This window comes from Rathayibacter sp. VKM Ac-2760 (assembly GCF_009834185.1).
In the GTDB taxonomy this organism is placed as follows: domain Bacteria; phylum Actinomycetota; class Actinomycetes; order Actinomycetales; family Microbacteriaceae; genus Rathayibacter.
On sequence record NZ_CP047173.1, the window covers coordinates 1,738,000 to 1,759,555 of the forward strand.

The following is a 21,556-nucleotide window of genomic DNA, read 5'->3' on the forward strand; positions in this document are numbered from 1 at the left end:
GTAGCCGCGCAGCGGCTGCCCCTGCCGCTCGGGCACCTCCGCAGCGGCACCCTTTGCCGCTCGAGCACCCCCGCAGCGGCACCCTTTGCTGGTCGAGCACCCCCGCAGCGGCGTATTTGCTGGTCGAGTAGCCGCGCAGCGGCGTATCGAGACCCGCGCCCCCGCCGTTGTCCAGCGCCGATCCCCACCCGCCCCGTCTCGTAGACTGGACGCTGCCGTCGGCGGAAGACGCCGCACAGAACAGGACTCGCGAACATGACCGACACCACCCCCACCTCCTCCTCCGCCTCCGAGCAGTTCGGCTCGAGCCGCGTCAAGCGCGGGCTCGCCGAGATGCTCAAGGGCGGCGTGATCATGGACGTCGTCAACGCCGAGCAGGCGCGCATCGCCGAGGACGCCGGAGCCGTCGCCGTGATGGCGCTCGAGCGCGTCCCGGCCGACATCCGCTCGCAGGGCGGCGTCGCGCGGATGAGCGACCCCGACCTCATCGACGGGATCGTCGCCGCCGTCTCCATCCCCGTCATGGCGAAGGCCCGCATCGGCCACTTCGTCGAGGCGCAGATCCTGCAGGAGCTCGGCGTCGACTACATCGACGAGTCCGAGGTGCTCTCGCCCGCCGACTACGTGAACCACATCGACAAGTGGAACTTCACCGTGCCGTTCGTCTGCGGCGCCACCAACCTCGGCGAGGCGCTGCGCCGCATCACCGAGGGCGCCGCGATGATCCGCTCGAAGGGCGAGGCCGGCACCGGCGACGTCTCCGAGGCCACCAAGCACATCCGCACCATCTCGGCCGAGGTCAACCGCCTGAAGTCGCTGACGAAGGACGAGCTCTACGTCGCCGCCAAGGAGCTGCAGGCGCCCTACGAGCTGGTCGCCGAGATCGCGCAGACCGGCAAGCTGCCCGTCGTGCTCTTCACCGCCGGCGGCGTCGCGACGCCGGCCGACGCCGCGCTGATGATGCAGCTCGGCGCCGACGGCGTGTTCGTGGGCTCCGGCGTCTTCAAGTCGGGTGAGCCCGCGAAGCGCGCCGCCGCGATCGTCAAGGCGACGACGTTCTTCGACGACGCGAAGGTCGTCGCGGAGGCGTCCCGCGGCCTCGGCGAGGCGATGGTCGGCATCAACGTGGCCGACGTGCCCGCGCCGCACCGCCTCTCCGAGCGTGGCTGGTAGCGAAACGGCCCCCGTCGCGGGCGAGGGCAGGGCGCGCGAGTCCCTCGAGGGGCTCCGCGTCGGCGTCCTCGCGCTGCAGGGCGACTTCCGCGAGCACGCGCACGTGCTGCGCGAGCTCGGCGCCGAGGTCGTGCTGGTGCGTCGCCCGAGCGAGCTCGCCTCCGTCGCGGGCCTCGTGATCCCCGGCGGCGAGTCGACCGTGATGGACAAGCTCTCGCGCCTGTTCGGTCTCGCCGAGCCGGTGCAGGAGGCGATCGCCGCCGGCCTGCCCGTCTACGGCACCTGCGCGGGCCTGATCATGCTGGCCGACCGGGTGCTCGACCGCATCGACGGTCAGTCCAGCTTCGGCGGCCTGGACGTGACCGTCCGCCGGAACGCCTTCGGCAACCAGCTCGACTCCTTCGAGACCGACCTCGACATCGCCGGGATCGGCGACCCGCCGATGCACGCGGTCTTCATCCGCGCCCCCGTCGTCGAGGCGCTGGGGGAGCGGGCGACCGCCCTGGCCACCCTGCCGGACGGGCGGATCGTGGCGGTCGAGCAGGACAACCTGCTCGGGACGGCGTTCCACCCCGAGATCACCGGCGACTACCGCTTCCACGAGCTCTTCCTTCGAAGGGTCGCCGCGATCCGCTTCGGCGCGGCACAGTAGGGGCATGCCCGAGCTCCCGGAAGTGCACGCGCTCGCGCGCGACCTGGACGAGCGCCTCGGCGGTCGGGTGCTCGAGCGCCTGGACGTCTTCGCGATCTCCGCGCTCAAGACCGTCGCGATCCCGCCGTCGTCGCTCGCGGGGGAGACCGTCCACGGGGTGAGCCGGCACGGCAAGTTCCTCGACCTGGCGATCGGCGACGCGCACGTGCTGCTGCACCTGGCCCGAGCGGGCTGGGTGCGCTGGCGCCCCGAGCGGCCGACCGCCCCGGTGAAGCCGGGCCGCGGCCCGCTCGCCGCGCGCCTGATCCTCGACGACGGCTCCGGTTTCGACATCACCGAGGCCGGCACGAAGAAGAGCCTCGCGATCTCGATCGTCGCCGACCCGCGCGACGTGCCCGGGGTCGCCCGGCTCGGTCCCGACCCGCTCGATCCGGAGTTCACCCGCGAGATCCTCGGCGCGATCCTCGCGACGGCGGGGCGCGCTCAGATCAAGGGCGTCCTGCGCGACCAGTCGCGGATCGCGGGCATCGGCAACGCCTACTCCGACGAGATCCTGCACGTCGCGAGGATGTCGCCGTTCAAGCCGGCCTCGCTCACGCCCGACGAGCTGGATCGCCTCTACAGTGCGCTGCGGTACACGCTCGAGGAGGCTCTCGGCCGCGCCGAGGGCCTGCACGCCGCCGATCTCAAGCGCGAGAAGAAGCTCGGGATGCGCGTGCACGGCCGCACCGGCGAGGCCTGCCCGGTCTGCGGCGACACCGTCCGCCAGGTGATCTACTCCGACTCGACGCTGCAGTACTGCCCCACCTGCCAGACCGGCGGCAAGCCGCTCGCCGACCGCGTCCTCTCGCGCCTGCTGCGCTGAGTACGCGGCCGGCGTCCGTCGGACCAGGACCACGACCGTCGACACAGCAGCGATCACACGTGGACGGCCGCTATGTCCGACAACAGCGCGTACGAGCCGACGATCCTCCCCGACACAGTGTCGACCGGGCCACGGGTCACCTCGACCCTCATCCTGACCGGCTCGGTCGGGCGCTCGGCGAGCCGCATGGTGATGGGAGAGACCCCGAGGGCGATGTTCACCTGGTGGCCTTCGCGCACGTACGAGTTGTTCCACGGGTGCACGCCGGCGGGGATGATGATCCGAGCGGTACGCGAGGTGGTGAGGATCGCGGAGTCCGGCCAGGCGACGATGTCGCCCTCCGAGACGATGTCCACCTGCCCCTCCTCGGCGAGGAAGACGTCCGAATTCGGGGGAAGGCTGCCCGGCCCCGCGGTCTCGAACCGGGTCACGTACGTCAAGAGATTGAACTCCAGAGGGTTGTAGGAGCCGACCTGCACCCCGATGACCGTTCTCGCGTCCGAGGGAGGACTCGGGATCGACGCGGCGGCACCCGGCGCGGTCACGGCGGCGGCGACCACCGGAGCCGTCCAGGCGACCTCCATCAGTGATCGCCGTGCGAGGCCGGGGGCCTCCGCCTCGGAACCGAGCTCGCGAGTGTCGTGCTGGGCTGTCATCGTGTCTCCAGGTTCGTTCGTCGCGGAGGGGGACTCCGCGGAAGGCGTCTTCGCTGGCTGAGTGTTCCGGGTAGCGGCCGGATCCGGCTCTCTCGTGGCGCAGAATGCACCTGGTGGCGGGATGAAGCGCGTCGTACCTCGACCGGGAGGGTGCCCCCCCCAGGCGAACACGCCGTCGTCCGTGGCGAGGTCCACCTGCGCGAGTCCCGGCGATCGATCCGTCGCGAACGGTCGCCTCCGCTCGATCCGGGCAGCCGTCCGTGACGGATCGCCCGACGAGGTACGACCGACCCCGGCCGCGCCGCCCGCGCCCACCTGCTGGTCGAGTAGCCCCGCAGGGGCGTATCGAGACCCACCGTCGCCCGATCTTCCGGCGCAGGCGCGGACCTCTTCGGAAGAGACACCCGCGGACATCGCTGATCGCGTCCGGCCTCCGCCGAGCAACCCCGCACCGCCGCGAGGGTCAGAGCTCGAGGACGATCGTCGTCGAGATGCTCCCGGTGGCGATCTTCACCAGCGAGTTCGTGCCGGTGTAGACGGGGCCGCTGGTCACACTCGCCGTGACGGTGGCCCGGCCCCTCGGCAGTGCGCTGAGCTGCGAGACGAGTCGCTTCCCGGTGATGACGACCGAGAGGTACTCCTGGCCCTTGCCATCGACGCTGATCCTGCCGTCGGTCGGGTAGGCCCCGGCGGGGAGGAGGACGTGGGCGGTACGCGGGCTGTCTGCAACGATGCCGTCGGCCCAGGCGGACACGTCGTGGTCCGTGGTGAGGTCCACCCGCGCCTCCGCGGCGAGCACGACCGGCGCTCCGAGCTCGACGCTCGCGGACACGCGCAGCTCGAGGCCGAACCGGCCGGCCGCCGCAGGGTCGGCGCGCAGCACGAAGCCGACGAAGGGCCCGTCGTCGAGGTGCAGGGGAGTGCCCCTGCTGAACGGGACACCGGGAGCGGACGCGGCGGCGGCGGGCGCCGTCAACGCGGCGGCGATCACGGGCACGCTCCACGCCGCCGCCACAGCCGTCCGTCGCGCCGGGCCCCGGCGGTCCTCGTCGCGCGCCAGCCCTCGTCCCTCGTCGTCGTTACGGGTCATGGTCGTCCTCGATCGTCGTCGCGGTGGTGGATGCCGCAGAAGGTGACGGTGCTCCGTCCACCTCGCGGCGGCATCGTCCTCGGATTCGAACTCTCCTGTTCGCCGCGGTGAGCGGCGCGGTCACGTCTCATACCGTGACGACGATCGTGGACGACGGCACGCCATAGCCTCGCGTCGCTGCAGGGTCAGGGCCCGGGTAGACCGGCGCGAGCACGGTGGCGGTCGCGGAGAAGGCTCCCCTGGGACTCGCGCTGAGCAGGGTCACTCTCGGTCTGTCAGGGAGAGAGACCCAGACCGCCCTCCCGTCGAGCGGGTAGCTGAAGTTCGCCGGGTAGCTGCCGACGGGAAGGACGAGGCGCCCGGTTCTGGGTCCGACGGCGACGATCCCGCTCCCCCAGGAGTCGACGTCGTGTTCCGTCGTGATCACGATCTCGGCTTCCACTTCGAGCACGACGGTCCCTGCGGGGGTCCTCTCCCCGTTCACATAGACCTTCGTGTTGAAGCCGCGAACGTCTTCCCTGTGTACCGCCACGCCGACGAATGTTCCGGTGCCCACTGGCACGGGGGAGGCGGAGGCGCCCGGTGCGGCGACGGCGGCGGCGACCACCGGCGCGGTCCACGCGGCGGCCAACGCGGAGCGGCGGGCGATTCCGGCGGTCCGGGCGACGAACGAGTCGTCGTCGCTGTCGTGATCGTGCTGGGGGAGGGTCATCGTGCTCCTCGTCGTCGACGGCCTGGTGGACGGAGAGGTTCTGCGCCGCGGTCAGCATTCCGGCGCCGCGGCGAGGACGGCCAGTTCCTGGCGCGGAAGAACCGGGATGGCGGGATCCGTCGTGGCGACGGACCGTGCCCGCCGGGTCCCCGGCGGCTCGGCGGCCCTGGATTACACTGGACCAGCCATCAGCGGCGCCCGAGGGAGTCGCACGAACGAGATTTCCGAGGGAGCACCGTGTCCGGGCATTCCAAGTGGGCCACGACCAAGCACCAGAAGGCGATCAAGGACTCGCGCCGCGCGAAGTCCTTCGCCAAGCTGATCAAGAACATCGAGGTGGCCGCCAAGATCGGCGGGGCCGACATGTCCGGCAATCCGACGCTCGTCGACGCCGTGCAGAAGGCCAAGAAGACCTCGGTGCCGAACGACAACATCGACCGCGCGATCAAGCGCGGCGCCGGCCTCACCGGCGAGGTCATCGACTACACGACGATCATGTACGAGGCCTACGGCCCGAACGGCATCGCGCTGCTCGTCGAGTGCCTCACCGACAACAAGAACCGCGCCGCGGCCGACGTCCGGACCGCGATGACCCGCAACGGCGGCACCATGGCCGACCCGGGCAGCGTCGCCTACAACTTCGCCCGCAAGGGCGTCATCACCGTCCCGCACGGCGACGGCGTCACCGAGGACGACGTGCTCGGCGCGGTCCTCGACTTCGGCGTCGACGACGTCATCGACCACGGCGAGTCCTTCGAGGTCCGCACGGAGGCCGCCGAGCTGGTCCCGGCGCGCACGGCGCTGCAGGAGGCCGGCATCGACTACGACGCCGCCGACGTCGAGTTCGTCGCCTCGCTCCAGGTCGAGGCCGACGCCGAGACGGCGCGCAAGGTCTTCCGCCTGATCGACGCTCTCGAGGACTCGGACGACGTGCAGAACGTCTACACCAACCTCGACATCACGCCCGAGGTCCGGGCCGAGCTCGAGAACGACGAGGAGTGACCCGGTGACCCCGGCTCGTCCCGGGCGGGCGCGCTGATGCGCGTCCTCGGGATCGACCCGGGGCTCACCCGGTGCGGCGTCGGCATCGTCGACGTCGGCCGCGACCGGCGGGCGACGCTCGTGCACGTCAGCGTGCTGCGCACGGCTCCCGACGCCCCGCTCGAGCGCCGGCTGCTCGCACTCGGCGACGGGATCGAGGCACTGCTCGACGAGCACCGCCCCGAGGCCGTCGCGATCGAGCGCGTCTTCGCGCAGAACAACGTCAGCACCGTGATGGGCATCGCCCAGATCAGCGGCGTCGCGCTCGTCGCCGCTGCGCGCCGCGACCTCGTCGTCGGCATGCACACGCCGAGCGAGGTCAAGGCGGCGGTCACCGGCTACGGGGCGGCGGACAAGCGCCAGGTCACCACGATGATCCAGCGCATCCTCCGCCTCGACGCCCCGCCGAAGCCCGCGGATGCGGCCGACGCGCTGGCTCTCGCCGTCTGCCACGCGTGGCGCGGGCCGATCGCCGCGGGTCCGGCCGCGGTCGAGGGGGAGACCGCGGCCCAGCGCGCCTGGCGCGCCGCGGAGGCCTCCGCTCGAACGCCTGTTCGAGCCTCTAGACTGACGCGGTGATCTCCTCCCTCCGCGGCACCGTCCTCTCCGCCCGCGGGAGTCTCGCCGTCGTCGACGTCCACGGCGTCGGCTACGCGGTCAACGTCACGCCGCAGCACGCTCTCGAGCTGCGCGTCGGCGACGAGACCGTGCTCATCACGACGCTGATCGTGCGCGAGGACTCGCTGACGCTCTACGGCTTCCCGGACGAGGAGCAGCTCGAGATCTTCGAGCTGCTGATCGGCGTCACCGGCGTCGGCCCGAAGTCGGCGCTGGGCGTGCTCGGTGCCGTCGAGCCCGAGCGGATCGCGCAGGCGGTGGCCGACGAGGACGACGCCGTCTTCCGCAAGGTCTCCGGCATCGGCCCCAAGACCGCGAAGCTCATCATCCTGTCGCTCGCCGGCAAGCTCGCCGTCCGCCCGCGGGCCGCGCGCGGCTCCGGTCCCGCCGCGACGGCCGCCCAGAGCGTGCTCTCGGCGCTGGTGGGCCTCGGCTGGCCCGAGCGCGTCGCCGCCGAGGTCGTCGACGAGATCCTGCTCGACGCGCAGGCGTCCGACGCCGCGAGCGTGCAGTCGCTGCTCCGCCTCGCCCTCGCCCGGCTCGGCCCGGCGGCGCGCTCGTGAGCGGTGACGACGTGATGGGCCCCGAGGTCGCCTCGGAGGCCGAGATCGCCTTCGAGGGGGCGCTGCGCCCGAAGACCCTCGGCGAGTTCGTCGGCCAGCGCAAGGTGCGCGGCCAGCTCGAGCTGCTGCTCAAGGCGGCGGCGATGCAGGGGCGCACGCCCGACCACATCCTCCTGGCCGGCCCGCCCGGCCTCGGCAAGACCACCCTCGCGATGATCGTGGCGGAGGAGAGCTCGTCGCCGCTGCGGATGTCGAGCGGCCCCGCCATCCAGCACGCGGGCGATCTCGCGGCCGTGCTCTCCTCGCTCCTGCCCGGCGAGATCCTCTTCATCGACGAGATCCACCGCATGGCGCGCTCCGCGGAGGAGATGCTCTACCTCGCGATGGAGGACTTCCGGATCGACATCATGGTCGGCAAGGGCGCCGGCGCGACGTCCGTCCCCCTGGATCTCGCGCCGTTCACCCTCGTCGGCGCGACGACGCGCTCGGGTCTGCTGCCCAATCCGCTGCGCGACCGCTTCGGCTTCACCGCCCATCTCGAGTTCTACGACGAGACCGAGCTGCGCCAGGTGCTGACCCGCGCCGCGCGCCTGCTCGACCTCGACATCGACGGCGAGGCGGTCGCCGAGATCGCCGGCCGCTGCCGGGGCACCCCGCGCATCGCCAACCGCCTGCTGCGCCGCGTCCGCGACTTCGCGCTCGTGCACGGCGGGCGCGCCGACGTGACCGCGGTCCGTGCGGCACTCGACCTCTACGACGTGGACGAGCTCGGCCTCGACCGCCTCGACCGCGCCGTGATGGACATCGTGCTCACCCGCTTCGACGGCGGACCGGTCGGCCTCAACACGCTCGCGGTCTCGGTCGGCGAGGAGGCGGAGACGGTCGAGGCGGTCGTCGAGCCGTTCCTCGTTCGGATCGGACTGCTCACTCGGACTCCGCGCGGCCGCGTCGCGACCCCGGCGGCGTGGCGCCACTTCGGCGTGGAACCGCGCGGGGGAGCCGCCTCGGCCTCCCAGCGGCCCCTGTTCGGAGATGACCTATAATCTTCAAGGCCCGACGGGCCGCTCGATCCGCCGGCGCCAGCCCGGTGCTCTCCAGACCCTGTGCTCACCAGAGCGCGATCTGAAGGCGGATCACCCTCAACTCCGGAAGGCTCACCCATGGATCCGACGATCATCCTGCTCGTCCTGCTTCTCGCCGTGATGATCATCTTCATGTTCCGCAACAACAAGAAGCGGCAGCGCGAGGCGGAGAAGATGAAGTCCGGTCTCGTCCCCGGCGTCGAGCTGATGACCGGCTCCGGCCTGTTCGGCACCGTCGTCTCGATCGACGACGACGAGAACAAGATCATTATCGAGTCGACGCCCGGCACGCTGCTGACGATCCACCGCCAGGCCATCGCCCGCCTCATCGACCCGACCGAGAACGCGGTCGTCGCCGACGAGGACGAGGCCGAGGTCGTCCCGGCCACCGAGTCGCCCGCGTTCGGCGAGCGCGACGTCGCCCACAAGTCCGACCCGCTGGTCGATCCGGTCGAGCGCGACCGCAGGCCCGACGCGCAGTAGTCTCCAGGGCGGGCAGGGTGCATCAGCACCCCGCCCGCCCTTCCACGTCCGGGGTGCGCCCCGGTCCGAAGACCGTCGATCGCACGACCGGCGCGGGCCCCAGGGTCGGTGCCGGTGCGAGGATCGACGTCGACCGCAGAGCCAGCGTCGGCCGGAGAGCCGGCGCCGACCGAAGAAGAAGGTGAGCCCTGGGTGGCCGCATCAACCCCCGTCCGGAAGGCCCGGCGCTCGCTGAGCTGGCTCGGCGTCCTGATCCTCGCGCTGGTGGGACTGAACGCCGCCGCCGTCATCTTCGGGGGCGGCTCCTGGGTCCCCAAGCTCGCGCTCGACCTCGAGGGCGGCACGCAGATCGTGCTCCAGCCCCAGCTCACCGACGGCGAGACCGTCTCCTCCGAGCAGCTGACCCAGGCCGTCTCGATCATCCGCCAGCGGATCGACGCCTCCGGCGTCTCCGAGTCGGAGATCACCACCCAGGGCTCGAGCAACATCGTCGTCTCGATCCCGGGCACGCCGGACGACGAGACGCTGCAGCGCATCGAGGCGTCGGCGAAGCTCGACTTCCGCCCCGTCCTCGTCGCCAGCCAGGCGACGGACAGCTCGGTCGGCGGCGACTCCACCTCCTCGCCCACGCCGACCCCGGTCGACCCCTCGCTCGCCACCGAGCCGACGGCCTCGCCGACCAGCGCGAGCGACCTGGCGTACATCACGCCGGCGCTCGAGGCGCAGTACACGTCCTTCGACTGCGCGTTCCTCAACGACCAGGACCCGAACCTCGCGCCGGCCGATCAGCCCCTGATCACCTGCGACGACAGCGGCACGGTCAAGTACGTCCTCGGCCCGGTCGAGATCACCGGCGAGGACATCGCCGACGCCTCGAACGGCCTGATGACCACGTCCTCCGGGGCCAGCACCGGCACCTGGGCCGTCAACCTGTCCTTCGACGACCAGGGCACCCAGGCCTTCGGTGACGTCACCTCGCGCCTCATCGGCCTGCAGGGCGCGCAGAACCAGTTCGCGATCGTCCTCGACGGCCGAGTGATCTCGGCGCCCTCCACCAACGCGGCGATCACCGACGGCAACGCCCAGATCTCCGGCTCCTTCACCCAGGAGTCGTCGAAGGTCCTCGCCGATCAGCTGAAGTACGGCGCGCTGCCGATCGGCTTCCAGGTGCAGAGCTCGGACAGCATCTCGGCGACGCTCGGCTCGACCCAGCTCGCCAGCGGTCTGCTCGCCGGTCTGATCGGTCTGATCCTCGTCGTCGTCTACTCGATCGCGCAGTATCGCGTGCTCGGCGCCGTGACGATCGCGTCGCTGCTGGTGGCGGCGATCGTCACCTACCTCGTGGTCACCCTGCTCTCCTGGCGGGAGGGACTCCGCCTCTCGCTCGCGGGAGTCGCGGGCCTGATCGTGGCCATCGGCATCACGGCCGACTCGTTCATCGTCTACTTCGAGCGGATCCGTGACGAGCTGCGCGACGGGCGCGGACTCGAGTCCTCGGTCGAGGCAGGCTGGCGCCGCGCGCTGCGCACGATCTTCGCGTCCGACATGGTGAACCTGCTCGCCGCCGTCGTGCTCTTCGCCCTCGCGGTCGGCAGCGTCCGCGGCTTCGCGCTGACGCTCGGCATCACGACGCTGATCGACCTCGTGGTCGTGATCCTCTTCACCCACCCGATGCTGCAGCTGCTCGCGACGACGAAGTTCTTCTCCGAGGGGCACAAGGCCTCCGGACTGGATCCGCGCGCACTCGGCGCGGTCTACCGCGGCCGCGCGGCGTTCCGCCCGCAGGACGCGGTCCTCGCCGGCAAGGGCGCCGCGGGCAAGGGCTCCTCCGCCGCCCGCGAGGCCGCCCGCCGCCAGACCATCGCCGAGCGGAAGGCCGCCGAGGCGTCCGCCGCGCGCAGCTCCTCGAACGACTCGAACGGGAAGGACGCGTGATGGCCAGCTTCTCGCAGTTCGGAAACGACCTCTACACCGGCAAGCGCTCGGTCGACTTCGTCGGCCGCCGGCGCACCTGGTACCTCATCTCGATCGTGATCATCCTGATCACGGTGCTGGGCACGGCCGCGCGCGGCGGGTTCAACTTCAGCATCGAGTTCACCGGCGGCTCCGAGTTCACGGTCACCGCGCCGGAGAGCCTCGACCAGTCCGCCGCGACCGACGCCGTCACCGCTGTCTCGCCGGACGCGGTCCCGCGCGTCTCGGTCGTCGGCGACGACTCGATCCGCGTGCAGACCAGCCAGCTCTCCACCGACGAGTCGACCCAGGTCCGCAACGCGCTCTCCGAGGCCTACGGCGTGCCGACCGATCAGGTCGCGTCGTCCTTCATCGGCGCCGCGTGGGGCTCGGACGTCACGCAGCAGGCCGTCCGCGGCCTGATCATCTTCGTGATCCTCGCCGCCCTCGCGATGTGGGCCTACTTCCGCACCTGGAAGATGTCGCTGTCCGCGATCGTCGCGCTCCTGCACGACCTCGTGATCGTGGCCGGCGTCTACGGCATCACCGGCACGGAGGTCTCGCCCGCGGCGGTGATCGGCCTGCTCACGATCCTCGGCTACTCGCTCTACGACACGGTCGTGGTGTTCGACAAGATCCGGGAGAACACGGCGGAGGCGCTCGGCAGCACCACGAAGACCTTCGCCGAGACGGTGAACCTCGCCGAGAACCAGACGCTGGTGCGCTCGATCAACACCTCGATCGTCGCCGCCCTGCCGGTGGCGGCGATCCTCGTGATCGGCGCCTTCGTCCTCGGCGCGGGCACTCTCCGCGACATCTCGCTCGCCCTGCTGATCGGCATCATCGTCGGCACCTACTCGACGATCTTCGTCGCGGCTCCGCTCTACGCGCAGCTGCGCGGCAAGGAGACCGAGATCGCCAAGCACGACAAGCGCGTCGTGTCCGCGCGCGAGCGGGCGACCACCCCGGTCGTGCAGGCCTGATGGCCGCCGAGTACGCGCAGGTCACCGCCGCCGACGCGGTCGGTCTCGTCGCACGCGACGAGGTCTGGCTGCTCGACGTGCGCGAGCCGCACGAGTGGGCGCTCGGCCACGCGGCCGCGGCGCACCACATCCCGATGGGCAGCATCGGCGCGCGGCAGGACGAGCTGCCGCGCGACGCGGCGATCCTGGTGGTCTGCCACTCCGGCGTCCGCTCAGCGATGGTCGTCCAGGCCCTCGACGGAGCCGGCTACGAGACGGCGAACATCGAGGCGGGGATGACCGCGTGGGCGGCCACCGGCGGCGACGTCGTCGATGACGAGGGACGCCCCGGCCGGATCGACTGAGCACGGCGCTGTCCGCTTCCGGCGGACCGGTCACCGGCACTCCCGCGACCGGCGATAATAAGGCGATGGAGATGTCCGCGTGAGCGATACCACGACCACGTCCTCGACCGCCGCCCTGCGCCGGCTCGTCCCGCGGATCTTCTCGCGCGCGCAGCCCTCCGGAGCGGTCGACACGCTCGTGCGGACGGTGCGCACCCACCACCCCAAGAGCGACATCGCCCTGATCGAGCGGGCCTACTCGGTCGCCGAGCGGGCCCACGCGAACCAGAAGCGCCGCAGCGGCGAGCCGTACATCACGCATCCGCTGGCTGTCGCGCAGATCCTCGCCGATCTCGGCATCGGCTCGAAGACCATCGCCGCCGCGCTCCTGCACGACACGGTGGAGGACACCGACTACAAGCTCGACGAGCTGCGCGCCGACTTCGGCGACGAGGTCGCGATGCTGGTCGACGGAGTCACCAAGCTCGACAAGGTCAAATACGGCGACAGCGCGCAGGCCGAGACGGTCCGCAAGATGATCGTGGCGATGTCGAAGGACATCCGCGTGCTCATCATCAAGCTCGCCGACCGCCTGCACAACGCGCGCACCTGGGGCTTCGTCCCCGCCGAGTCCGCGGCCCGCAAGGCGACCGAGACGCTCGAGATCTACGCGCCGCTCGCCAATCGCCTCGGCATCCAGGCGATCAAGTGGGAGCTCGAGGACCTGTCCTTCGCGGTGCTCTACCCGAAGATCTACAACGAGATCGAGAGCCTCGTGAAGGTGCGGACTCCGCAGCGCGAGGAGTTCGTCCAGAGCATCATCGACCTGATCGGCGAAGACCTGCGGGCGGGCAAGATCCGCGGCCGCGTCGTCGGCCGGCCGAAGCAGTACTACTCGATCTACCAGAAGATGGTCGTCCGCGGTCGCGACTTCGACGAGATCTACGACCTGGTCGGCATCCGGGTCCTGGTGAACTCGGTGCGCGACTGCTACGCCGTGCTCGGCTCGATCCACGCGCGGTGGAGCCCGATGCCCGGCCGCTTCAAGGACTACATCGCCACCCCCAAGTTCAACCTCTACCAGTCGTTGCACACCACGGTGATCGGGCCGAAGGGCCGCGCGGTCGAGATCCAGATCCGCACCAACGAGATGCACCAGCACGCCGAGTTCGGCATCGCGGCGCACTGGAAGTACAAGGAGCAGATGGCGACCGGCAAGGTCGCCTCCGACTCGAACGACACCGATCTCGCGTGGCTCGCGCACCTCTCGGACTGGCAGTCCGAGACGACCGACCCGAACGAGTTCCTCGACTCGCTCCGCTTCGAGATCGGGGCGAAGGAGGTCTACGTCTTCACGCCCAAGGGCCGCGTGATCGGTCTGCCGACGGGCGCGACCCCGGTCGACTTCGCCTACGCCGTGCACACCGAGGTCGGCCACCGCACGATGGGTGCGAAGGTCAACGGCCGGCTCGTGCCGCTCGAGTCCTCGCTGACCACCGGCGACGTCGTCGAGGTCTTCACCTCGAAGAACCCCGACTCCGGTCCGAGCCAGGACTGGCTGAACTTCGTGCAGAGCCCGCGGGCTCGCAACAAGATCCGCCAGTGGTTCACCAAGGAGCGCCGCGACGAGGCCATCGAGCAGGGCAAGGACTCCATCGCTCGGGCCATGCGCAAGCAGAACCTGCCGCTGCAGAAGCTGATGAGCCAGGACACCTTCACCGAGGTGGCCAGTCAGCTGCGCTACAACGACGTCGAGGCGCTCTACGCGGCCGTCGGCGAGGGCCACGTCTCGACCCAGTCGGTGCTGGAGAAGGTCGTCGCGACGATCCAGGGCGACCCGGAGTCGGACGAGCACGAGGTCACCCTGCCGCGCTCCCCGCGGCCGCGGAGCCGCAGCAGCGAGTCCGGAGTGCTGGTCAAAGGCGCGCCCGACATCCTGGTCAAGCTCGCGAAGTGCTGCACGCCGGTGCCGGGCGATCAGATCGTCGGCTTCGTCACCCGCGGAGCCGGCGTCTCCGTGCACCAGGCGAACTGCCACAACGTGCAGGAGCTGCTCAAGGAGCCCGAGCGGATCGTCGACGTCGAGTGGGCGCCGTCGTCCAAGAGCATCTTCCTGGTGCAGATCCAGGTCGAGGCGCTCGACCGCTCGGGGCTGCTGAGCGACGTGACGCGGGTGCTCTCGGAGCACCACGTCAACATCCTCTCGGCGACGGTCTCCACCTCGAGCGACCGGTTGGCGATCAGCCGCTTCGTCTTCGAGATGGGCGACACCACGCATCTGGACCGCGTGCTGAACGCGGTGCGCCGGATCGACGCCGTCTACGACGTCTACCGGGTCAACGCGGGCTGACGGCCGAGCCGCACGCGCGCTCGGCCTCATCTCAGCGCCGCCGTCAGCCGCTCCTGGGCGATGCGGCGGCCCGAGACCGGGGCGCCGCCGTCCAGCCGCTCGAGGACCAGGTCGAGCGTCGTGCCGGTGGTCGCCGCGAGCGCGCGGAGCAGTGAGTCGGGACAGGCCGGGCGGGTGCGCGCCAGATCGATCAGTGTCCGCTCCGGAGTCGTGACGGGGCAGCCGCCCAGCACCGCGACGTCCTCGTCCGTGAGCCGGACCTCGTGGAAGCGCACGCGCGCGAGCATCGGCGGGTGCAGCCGATTGCGGCGATCGATCGAGGCGCTGTGTACCGGGGGAGCGGCCGGGAGCGCCCCGTGCACCCAGGCCGCGGAAAGCCGGTCGGCGACGGTGCCGCGAGGGAGCACCGCGAGCAGCGCCGCGCCGCGCTCGGGCGGCCCGAGCGGCAGATCGGCCAGCAGGAAGCCCTCGTCGAGGGCGACCACCTCGCCGTCGAGGCGGGCGGCGCACAACTCCGCGAGCGGCAGTCGCCCCGGGCTGGAGCCGGAGAGCAGAACGGAGGGGAGGCGCGTCATCCGCCCAGAGTGGACGACGCACCTCCCCTCCGGGGAGCGCGGAGCGGATCTGTGGAGGGATCCGCTGCAGCGGGGGTGGGGTGGGATCAGCCGAGCGCGTCCAGCCACACCTTGCGGGCGTCGAGCGCCTCCTGGGCCTGGGCGATCGCGGCGCGGTCGCCGCGGGCCTTGGCCTCGTCGAGCTCGTCCTGCAGCTTCTGGATCGCGGCGGTCAGCTGCGAGGCGAGCCCCTCGGAGCGGGCCTTGCGCTCCGGGTTGCTGCGGTTCCAGTGCTCCTCGTCGAGCTTGCGCACGTGCGCCTCGACCTTGCGGAGCCGGTCCTCGACGGTGCGCACCTGCTCGCGCGGGACGCGGCCGATGGCGTCCCAGCGCTCCTGGACGGAGAGCAGCACCCGCTTGGCCTTCTCGCGGTCCGGCTCCTGCAGGAGCGGCTCCGCCTCCTCGAGGAGGGCCAGCTTGAGGTCGAGGTTCTCGGTGTACTCGACGCTCTCCTGGGCGACGACCTCGGCCTTCGCGCCGTAGATCGCGTCGCCGGCGGCCTTGAAGCGCGCCCAGAGCGCGTCGTCGAACCGCTTGCCGGCCCGGCCGGCGACCCGCCAGCGCTCGAGCAGAGCCCGGTACTCCGGGATCGCCTCGGCACCGCGGGAGACGAGCGCCTCGGCCTGGTCGATCAGCGCCTGCTTGGCCTGCTTGGCCTCGCGGTGCGCCGAGTCGAGGTCGGCGAAGAACGCCTTGCGGTTCTGCTCGATCGTCGTGCGGGCTCCGCGGAAGCGGCGCCACAGCTCGTTCGCGTCGTTCTTGGGCAGGCGCGGTCCCTGCTGCTGGTGGCTCTGCCAGCGGGCGAAGAGGTCGTCGATCGCGGCGCTGGCCTGCTTCCACTGCGTCTTCGCCGGGTCGACGGCGGCGAGCGCCTCGGCCTCGGCGACGATCGCCTCGCGGTACGCCACGGCGTCCGCCAGGGCGGCCTTGGACTCGGCGGCCTGCTGCTCGGTGAGGTCCTCGACCGAGCCGCTCAGCGCGCTGACCCGGCTCTGCAGCGCGGCGAGGTCGCCGACGGCGTGCGCCTCGGAGATGGCGGCCGTGAGGGTCTGCACGCCTCGCGAGACGTCCGTCGCCGGGGCCCCGCGCTTGGCGCGCTGCTCGAGCAGGGAGACCTGCCCGGCGAGCTCGGTGTACTTGCGCTCGTAGTAGGCGAGCGCCTCCTCGGGAGACGCGTCGGGGTACTGGCCCACCTCGCGCTCCCCGTCGCCGATGCGGACGTAGACCGTGCCGTCGTCGGCGACCCGACCCCACGGCTGCCGGCCGCTCGCGGACGGACCGGGAGTCGGTGCCGCAGGAGCCGCCGCCTCGACGGGGGCGGGTGCGTGCTCGGGAGTCGCCGGGGCCTCGGGGGCGGCCGTCTCGTCGGGCGTCGTCGTGTCGTCGGGCGTCACCGCGTCCACGGAGGCGCTCGCCTCGTCCGGAGTCGCGGCGTCGTCGGCGGCCGCCGCGTCGGGAAGCTCTCCTGCGGCCGCGGGAGCGTCCGTCTCGGCCGGGGCACCGGTGCCCTCGGGGGCGCCTTCGCTCTCGGGGACGGCCGTCGTCTCGGAGGACGGGCTGTCGTCGGGGGACACGGTGTCGGGGGTGGACGCCGTGTCGTGAATGGACGCCGTGTCGTGAATGGACGCCGTGTCGTGGGTGGACACGGTGTCGATGTCGCCATCGGGAGTCAGCATCGGATGCCGCCTTTCGCAGTCGTCCCGCACATCGGCCTGGGTGCGCGGCAGCCGGAGGCCGACGACCGCGCTCAGCCGCGAACGGGCAGTGACGACAAGCCTATTGCACTCCCCGCACCCGTTGCCGTGCTCGATTCCGCGGGTCGTCCACCGCGGAGGACGGCGGCCGGTCCCGACGGCTACTGGAGCGAGATCCCGCCGAGGGTGACCGGCTCGGCGGGGGCGCCGTCGCCGGAGCCGTCGGCCGTCCCCTTCGCGACGACATCGGTGATCAGCGCATCGAGCCCCGAGGTGACCTGGCCGACGACGGTGTAGCCGCCCGCGGCGTCCGCCGGCAGCTGGGTGTCCTGGTAGACGACGAAGAACTGGCTGCCCTGGCTGTAGCCGTTGCCGCCCTGGCGTGCCATCGCGATGGTGCCCGCGGGGTAGTCGCCGTCGGCCGGCGCGTTCTCCACGGGCCCGTAGCTGTAGCCGGGACCGCCGGTGCCGTCGCCGTTCGGGTCGCCGCACTGGAGCACGTAGAGGCCCTCGGTGGTGAGGCGGTGGCAGGAGACGCCGTCGTAGAAGCCGGACTGCGAGAGGGAGAGGAAGGAGGAGACCGCCTGCGGTGCGGCGGCGCCGGCCAGGGTGATCCCCAGCTCGTCGCCGTTGATCGACATCGTGCCGGTCCAGTCGCGGCCCTCGGCGATGTCGGCGGAGGGGACGTCGCCGGTGTTCTCGCCGGTCGCGGCGGGTGTCGGCGAGGGCGTCGCGCTCTCGGAGGACGTGGGCTCGGCGACCGGAGTGCCGGGGCCACCGGAGAAGTAGAGGAGCTGGGCGACGACGGCGAGGGCGATGACGACGACGCCGGCGACGGCGGCGATCACGTTGTCGCGGACCCGGCGCTTCGCCCGGGTGCGGTGCAGGCTCTGCCGCGCCTGGTAGGCCCGCAGCCGGGTGCGCGCCTCGCGATCGTTCGTCCTGCCCTGGGCCACGTGTTCCTCCGCCGTCCTCGCCTCGCGCCTGCGTCCGGCGCGGCCCGCGCGAGCGCGGAGCGCGTCGAGCCTACGAGAATCGCCGGGCGGCCGGGGCGCACCGCTCCGCCGCACGTCGGGTCCGCGGCGGCCGCTCGGCCGGACGGCCGACTGTCGGAGGCCGTCGTTACGCTGGGGCGATGACGATGCAGCAGGCCGGACTCCGCTCCGGAGCGACCCCGCTCGCCGTCCGCATGCGCCCCCGCAGCCTCGAGGAGGTCGCCGGCCAGCGGCACCTGCTCACTCCCGGCTCGCCGCTCGTCGCCCTCGCGGCCGACACCACGGGCGAGCGCGGCGCGGTCTCGGTCATCCTCTGGGGCCCGCCGGGCACCGGCAAGACGACGCTCGCGCAGGCCGTCGCGCACTCGAGCGGCCGCCGCTTCGTCGAGCTCTCGGCCGTCACGGCCGGCGTCAAGGACGTGCGGCAGGTGATGGAGGAGGCGCTGTCCACCCGTGACCTCTACGGCACCTCCACCGTCCTCTTCCTCGATGAGATCCATCGCTTCACCAAGGCGCAGCAGGACGCGCTGCTCCCCGGCGTGGAGAACGGCTGGGTCATCCTCATCGCGGCGACGACCGAGAACCCGTCCTTCTCGGTGATCGCCCCGCTGCTCTCGCGCTCCCTCCTGCTGACGCTGAACACCCTCGACGACGACGACCTCGGCGTGCTGGTCGACCGGGCGCTGCACGACGAGCGCGGCCTGCGCGACTCGGTGCGGCTCGATCCGGAGGCCCGGGCGAGCATCGTCCGCCTCGCCTCGGGCGATGCCCGGCGGGCGCTGACGGCGCTCGAGGCGGCCGCCACCTCGGCCCGGTCCGAGGCGCGCGAGGCCGAGCGCGTCGCGCGGGCGTCCGCCGGCGAGGGATCGGACGAGGACGACGACGAGGACGACGAGGACGATCCGGCCGAGTCCGCCGCGCCGGTGGAGCCGGAGCTCCCGCTGATCACCGTCGAGGTGGTCGCCCGCGCCGTCGACCGGGCGCTGCTGCGCTACGACCGCAACGGCGACGAGCACTACGACGTCATCAGCGCCTTCATCAAGTCGATCCGCGGGTCGGACGTCGACGCGGCGCTGCACTACCTGGCCCGCATGATCGAGGCGGGGGAGGACCCGCGGTTCATCGCGCGCCGGATCATCGTCTCGGCCTCGGAGGACATCGGCATGGCGGATCCGCAGGCGCTCGTCGTCGCGATCGCGGCGGCCGACGCCGTGCAGTTCATCGGCATGCCGGAGGGGCGGATCCCGCTCGCCCAGGCCGTCGTCCACCTCGCCACCGCCCCGAAGTCGAACGCCTCGTACTCGGCGATCGACAGGGCGATCGCCGACGTCCGCGCCGGCAAGGCGGGCCGGGTGCCGCCGCACCTGCGCGACGCGCACTACCCGGGCGCCAAGCGTCTCGGCCACGGCAAGGGCTACCGCTATCCGCACGACGTCGAACTCGGCGTGCTCGAGCAGCAGTACCTGCCGGACGAGCTGCGCGGCGCGCGCTACTACGCGCCGACCGAGCACGGCAACGAGCGCGACGTCTCGGCCCGGCTGGCGAAGCTGCTGCGCATCATCCGCGGTCGCGGCTGACGCTCCGTGCGCGGCGCGGGCCGATGCGTGACGAGGGCCGCAGACCCTGGTAGTCTTGCGAGGTTGCCCGCCGCTCTGTAGCCGAGTGGAGCAGCGCATCCCTCTGAATCGCGCAGTCCGCCACCGCGGTCACCCTGCCACCCGCACCCGCGGGAGGACACGACCACGGCGCCCGCCCTCCTCCCGGAGCCGGCGGACGAGGACTGCGACCGAACCTCTCAGACCCTGGAAGGACCACAGTGTCGACCACCTCACGTACCCGCTCGAAGACGCGCCTCTCGCGCGCCCTCGGCATCCCCCTGACCCCGAAGGCCGCCCGCTACCTCGAGAAGCGTCCCTACGCTCCCGGTGAGCACGGCCGCTCGAAGCGCAAGGCCGACTCCGACTACGCGGTCCGCCTGCGAGAGAAGCAGCGTCTGCGCGCCCAGTACGGCATCCGCGAGAAGCAGCTCCGCATCGCCTTCCAGGAGGCGCGCCGCACCCAGGGCCTGACCGGTGAGAACCTGGTCGAGCTCCTCGAGATGCGCCTCGACGCCCTCGTCCTGCGCTCGGGCTTCGCCCGCACCACGGCGCAGGCCCGCCAGTTCGTCACGCACCGCCACATCATGGTGGACGGCCAGACGGTCGACCGCCCCTCGTTCCGCGTGAAGCCGGGCCAGGTCATCCACGTCAAGACCCGCTCCGAGGGCACCGAGCCCTTCCAGGTCGCGGCCGCCGGCGGTCACGTCGACGTCCTCCCCAAGACCCCGGGCTACCTCGAGGTCGAGATCGACAAGCTCCAGGCGACGCTGCTGCGCCGCCCGAAGCGCGCCGAGGTCCCCGTGACCTGCGAAGTGCAGTTCGTCGTCGAGTACTACGCGGCCCGCTAGCCAGCGCACCCCCGTCGAAAGGCCCCGGCTCCTGCCGGGGCCTTTCCTCGTTCCCGGGGCGCCTCCGTCCGCCGGCGTGCCGGGCGAGTCCTCGCGTGTCGGAGGGCTGGCGGTGTGAGCTCCGGCTCGTGGTTCGTGCTTCGGCTCGCTGGATTCGCGCGTTCCGGCGTGCCGGAGGTGTTTTCGCGTGCCGGAGATCTGCGGGTGGGATCTTCGGCTCGTGGTTCGTGCTTCGGCTCGGTGGATTCGCGTGTTCTGGCGTGCCGGAGGCGTTTCTGCGTGCCGAAGGTGTGCGGGTGGGATCTTCGGCTCGTGGTTCGTGCTTCGGCTCGTTGAATCTGGGTCTTCTGGCGTGCCGGAGGTGTTTCCGCGTGCCGGAGGTGTCTCGGCGAGGGTGCGACGCGCGCCGCGGGTCGTCCGCCGCCCCGGCCTGCGCGGACCGCCTCGCGCGCCGTCGGTAGGCTGGGGTGCCGCATCCGGGCGGCGCCGAACGGAGGTCACCGTGTCCGGTGGAGACATCGCAGGGCTCATCGCGGCGGGAGTGTTCGCGATCCTCGTGGCGGTCGCCGCCGTCCCGCTCTGGAAGCTCGGGCGGGTCTTCGACAGTACGAGCGAGGCGATCAAGCAGGCCAGTGACGGCCTGACCCCGATCCTCGACGAGTCCGCCTCGACCCTGCGCGAGGCGAACCACCAGCTCGCCCGCGTCGACACGATCACGAAGGACGTGGCCGAGGTCACCGGCAACGTGAACGCCCTCGTCGCCCTGACCGCCGCGACCGTCGGCGGCCCGCTGATCAAGCTGGCCGGCTTCACCGCCGGCGTGCGCGCGGTCCTCGTCGCCGGTCGCACCGCCGACAAGGCCGGCTCCGCGGTCGGGCGCGGCGTCGCGCGCCGCTCTCGGCGCACCCGCAGGTCGTCCTCGAAGTAGCCCCGCCCCGGCGCCCTACAATCGAGGGGGTCGCGCCCCCGGGCCGGCCGACGTGTGGAGGCAACGCTGTGTGGAAGGAATCGCCGTGAAGAACATCGTGCTGATCGTCATCGGGATCGGTCTCGGCTTCGCCGTGGCGCACCAGGTGTCCCGCACCGCCGCGGGCGCCCGGATGTTCGAGGACATCAACCGCACGGCGAAGGAGCTGGGCGACGCGGTCTCCGAGGGCTACCACCAGCGCGAGGCCGAGCTCAAGGCCGCCATCGGCGAGGGCTGATGCCGCCCCGCACCCCGACAGACCGCCCGCCCCGACGGGCACGCCCGACTCCCGCGTC

Annotated in this window: 22 protein-coding genes; 16 read left to right on the forward strand and 6 right to left on the reverse strand. The window is 71.8% G+C overall.

Features of this window, described 5'->3' with window-relative positions:
• Positions 1-255: 255 nt before the first annotated feature.
• The 3 genes from pdxS to GSU72_RS07855 are packed head-to-tail and all read left to right on the forward strand — an operon-like array spanning position 256 to position 2,690.
• Positions 256-1,173 (forward strand): pyridoxal 5'-phosphate synthase lyase subunit PdxS, encoded by a 918-nt coding sequence (gene pdxS / locus GSU72_RS07845; protein ID WP_159984516.1) that lies wholly within the window; start codon positions 256-258, stop codon positions 1,171-1,173.
• Positions 1,163-1,825: a pyridoxal 5'-phosphate synthase glutaminase subunit PdxT gene (pdxT, locus tag GSU72_RS07850; RefSeq protein WP_159984517.1), complete on the forward strand. Its 663-nt coding sequence runs from the start codon at positions 1,163-1,165 to the stop codon at positions 1,823-1,825. The genes pdxS and pdxT overlap by 11 nt, the downstream gene beginning before the upstream one ends.
• 4 nt (positions 1,826-1,829) lie before the next feature.
• Positions 1,830-2,690, forward strand: a complete 861-nt coding sequence (locus GSU72_RS07855) for a DNA-formamidopyrimidine glycosylase family protein (protein WP_159984518.1) — start codon at positions 1,830-1,832, stop codon at positions 2,688-2,690.
• 53 nt (positions 2,691-2,743) lie between these two features.
• On the opposite strand, the gene GSU72_RS07860 is transcribed toward GSU72_RS07855, so the two are convergent.
• The 3 genes from GSU72_RS07860 to GSU72_RS07870 all read right to left on the reverse strand — a co-directional run bounded on the left by GSU72_RS07860 (position 2,744) and on the right by GSU72_RS07870 (position 5,148).
• Positions 2,744-3,346 (reverse strand): hypothetical protein, encoded by a 603-nt coding sequence (locus tag GSU72_RS07860; RefSeq protein WP_159984519.1) that lies wholly within the window; start codon positions 3,344-3,346, stop codon positions 2,744-2,746.
• 463 nt (positions 3,347-3,809) lie between these two features.
• A complete protein-coding gene (locus GSU72_RS07865) occupies positions 3,810-4,436 on the reverse strand; it encodes a hypothetical protein (RefSeq protein WP_159984520.1) in 627 nt (208 codons plus the stop codon).
• A gap of 127 nt (positions 4,437-4,563) precedes the next feature.
• Positions 4,564-5,148, reverse strand: a complete 585-nt coding sequence (locus GSU72_RS07870; RefSeq protein ID WP_159984521.1) for a hypothetical protein — start codon at positions 5,146-5,148, stop codon at positions 4,564-4,566.
• 237 nt (positions 5,149-5,385) lie between these two features.
• Between GSU72_RS07870 and GSU72_RS07875 the strand changes: the two genes are divergently transcribed.
• From GSU72_RS07875 to GSU72_RS07915, 9 genes are all read left to right on the forward strand, one after another.
• On the forward strand, positions 5,386-6,150 hold the full coding sequence (locus GSU72_RS07875) for a YebC/PmpR family DNA-binding transcriptional regulator (protein WP_123446193.1): 765 nt from the start codon (positions 5,386-5,388) through the stop codon (positions 6,148-6,150).
• A 36-nt stretch (positions 6,151-6,186) separates the two neighbouring features.
• Entirely contained in the window at positions 6,187-6,768 is a 582-nt protein-coding gene (gene ruvC / locus GSU72_RS07880) for a crossover junction endodeoxyribonuclease RuvC (RefSeq protein ID WP_159984522.1), read from the forward strand.
• Positions 6,765-7,370 (forward strand): Holliday junction branch migration protein RuvA, encoded by a 606-nt coding sequence (gene ruvA / locus GSU72_RS07885; RefSeq protein ID WP_159984523.1) that lies wholly within the window; start codon positions 6,765-6,767, stop codon positions 7,368-7,370. Before ruvC ends, ruvA begins: the two co-directional genes overlap by 4 nt.
• 14 nt (positions 7,371-7,384) lie before the next feature.
• Positions 7,385-8,413, forward strand: a complete 1,029-nt coding sequence (ruvB, locus tag GSU72_RS07890; protein ID WP_159986728.1) for a Holliday junction branch migration DNA helicase RuvB — start codon at positions 7,385-7,387, stop codon at positions 8,411-8,413.
• 117 nt (positions 8,414-8,530) lie between these two features.
• Entirely contained in the window at positions 8,531-8,935 is a 405-nt protein-coding gene (gene yajC, locus GSU72_RS07895; protein ID WP_159984524.1) for a preprotein translocase subunit YajC, read from the forward strand.
• 192 nt (positions 8,936-9,127) lie between these two features.
• Positions 9,128-10,870 (forward strand): protein translocase subunit SecD, encoded by a 1,743-nt coding sequence (gene secD, locus GSU72_RS07900; protein WP_159984525.1) that lies wholly within the window; start codon positions 9,128-9,130, stop codon positions 10,868-10,870.
• A complete protein-coding gene (gene secF / locus GSU72_RS07905) occupies positions 10,870-11,871 on the forward strand; it encodes a protein translocase subunit SecF (RefSeq protein WP_159984526.1) in 1,002 nt (333 codons plus the stop codon). Before secD ends, secF begins: the two co-directional genes overlap by 1 nt.
• Positions 11,871-12,215 (forward strand): rhodanese-like domain-containing protein, encoded by a 345-nt coding sequence (locus tag GSU72_RS07910; RefSeq protein ID WP_159984527.1) that lies wholly within the window; start codon positions 11,871-11,873, stop codon positions 12,213-12,215. The genes secF and GSU72_RS07910 overlap by 1 nt, the downstream gene beginning before the upstream one ends.
• A gap of 79 nt (positions 12,216-12,294) precedes the next feature.
• Positions 12,295-14,544, forward strand: coding sequence for a bifunctional (p)ppGpp synthetase/guanosine-3',5'-bis(diphosphate) 3'-pyrophosphohydrolase (locus GSU72_RS07915; protein ID WP_159984528.1), 2,250 nt, complete (start codon positions 12,295-12,297; stop codon positions 14,542-14,544).
• Positions 14,545-14,570: 26 nt separating this feature from the next.
• Here GSU72_RS07915 and GSU72_RS07920 read toward each other — a convergent pair whose 3' ends face one another.
• The 3 genes from GSU72_RS07920 to GSU72_RS07930 all read right to left on the reverse strand — a co-directional run bounded on the left by GSU72_RS07920 (position 14,571) and on the right by GSU72_RS07930 (position 17,808).
• A complete protein-coding gene (locus tag GSU72_RS07920) occupies positions 14,571-15,119 on the reverse strand; it encodes a type IV toxin-antitoxin system AbiEi family antitoxin (protein WP_159984529.1) in 549 nt (182 codons plus the stop codon).
• Positions 15,120-15,205: 86 nt separating this feature from the next.
• Positions 15,206-16,834: a DUF349 domain-containing protein gene (locus tag GSU72_RS07925; protein WP_159984530.1), complete on the reverse strand. Its 1,629-nt coding sequence runs from the start codon at positions 16,832-16,834 to the stop codon at positions 15,206-15,208.
• A 179-nt stretch (positions 16,835-17,013) separates the two neighbouring features.
• Positions 17,014-17,808: a peptidylprolyl isomerase gene (locus tag GSU72_RS07930; RefSeq protein ID WP_159984531.1), complete on the reverse strand. Its 795-nt coding sequence runs from the start codon at positions 17,806-17,808 to the stop codon at positions 17,014-17,016.
• Positions 17,809-17,987: 179 nt separating this feature from the next.
• Between GSU72_RS07930 and GSU72_RS07935 the strand changes: the two genes are divergently transcribed.
• From GSU72_RS07935 to GSU72_RS07950, 4 genes are all read left to right on the forward strand, one after another.
• Positions 17,988-19,424 carry a replication-associated recombination protein A gene (locus GSU72_RS07935; RefSeq protein WP_159984532.1) on the forward strand — a complete coding sequence of 479 codons (1,437 nt, stop codon included), beginning with the start codon at positions 17,988-17,990 and terminating at the stop codon, positions 19,422-19,424.
• Between the two features lie 239 nt (positions 19,425-19,663).
• A complete protein-coding gene (rpsD, locus tag GSU72_RS07940; RefSeq protein ID WP_159984533.1) occupies positions 19,664-20,293 on the forward strand; it encodes a 30S ribosomal protein S4 in 630 nt (209 codons plus the stop codon).
• 502 nt (positions 20,294-20,795) lie between these two features.
• Positions 20,796-21,221, forward strand: a complete 426-nt coding sequence (locus GSU72_RS07945) for a DUF948 domain-containing protein (protein ID WP_159984534.1) — start codon at positions 20,796-20,798, stop codon at positions 21,219-21,221.
• 85 nt (positions 21,222-21,306) lie between these two features.
• Positions 21,307-21,498 (forward strand): hypothetical protein, encoded by a 192-nt coding sequence (locus tag GSU72_RS07950; protein WP_159984535.1) that lies wholly within the window; start codon positions 21,307-21,309, stop codon positions 21,496-21,498.
• Positions 21,499-21,556: the final 58 nt, after the last annotated feature.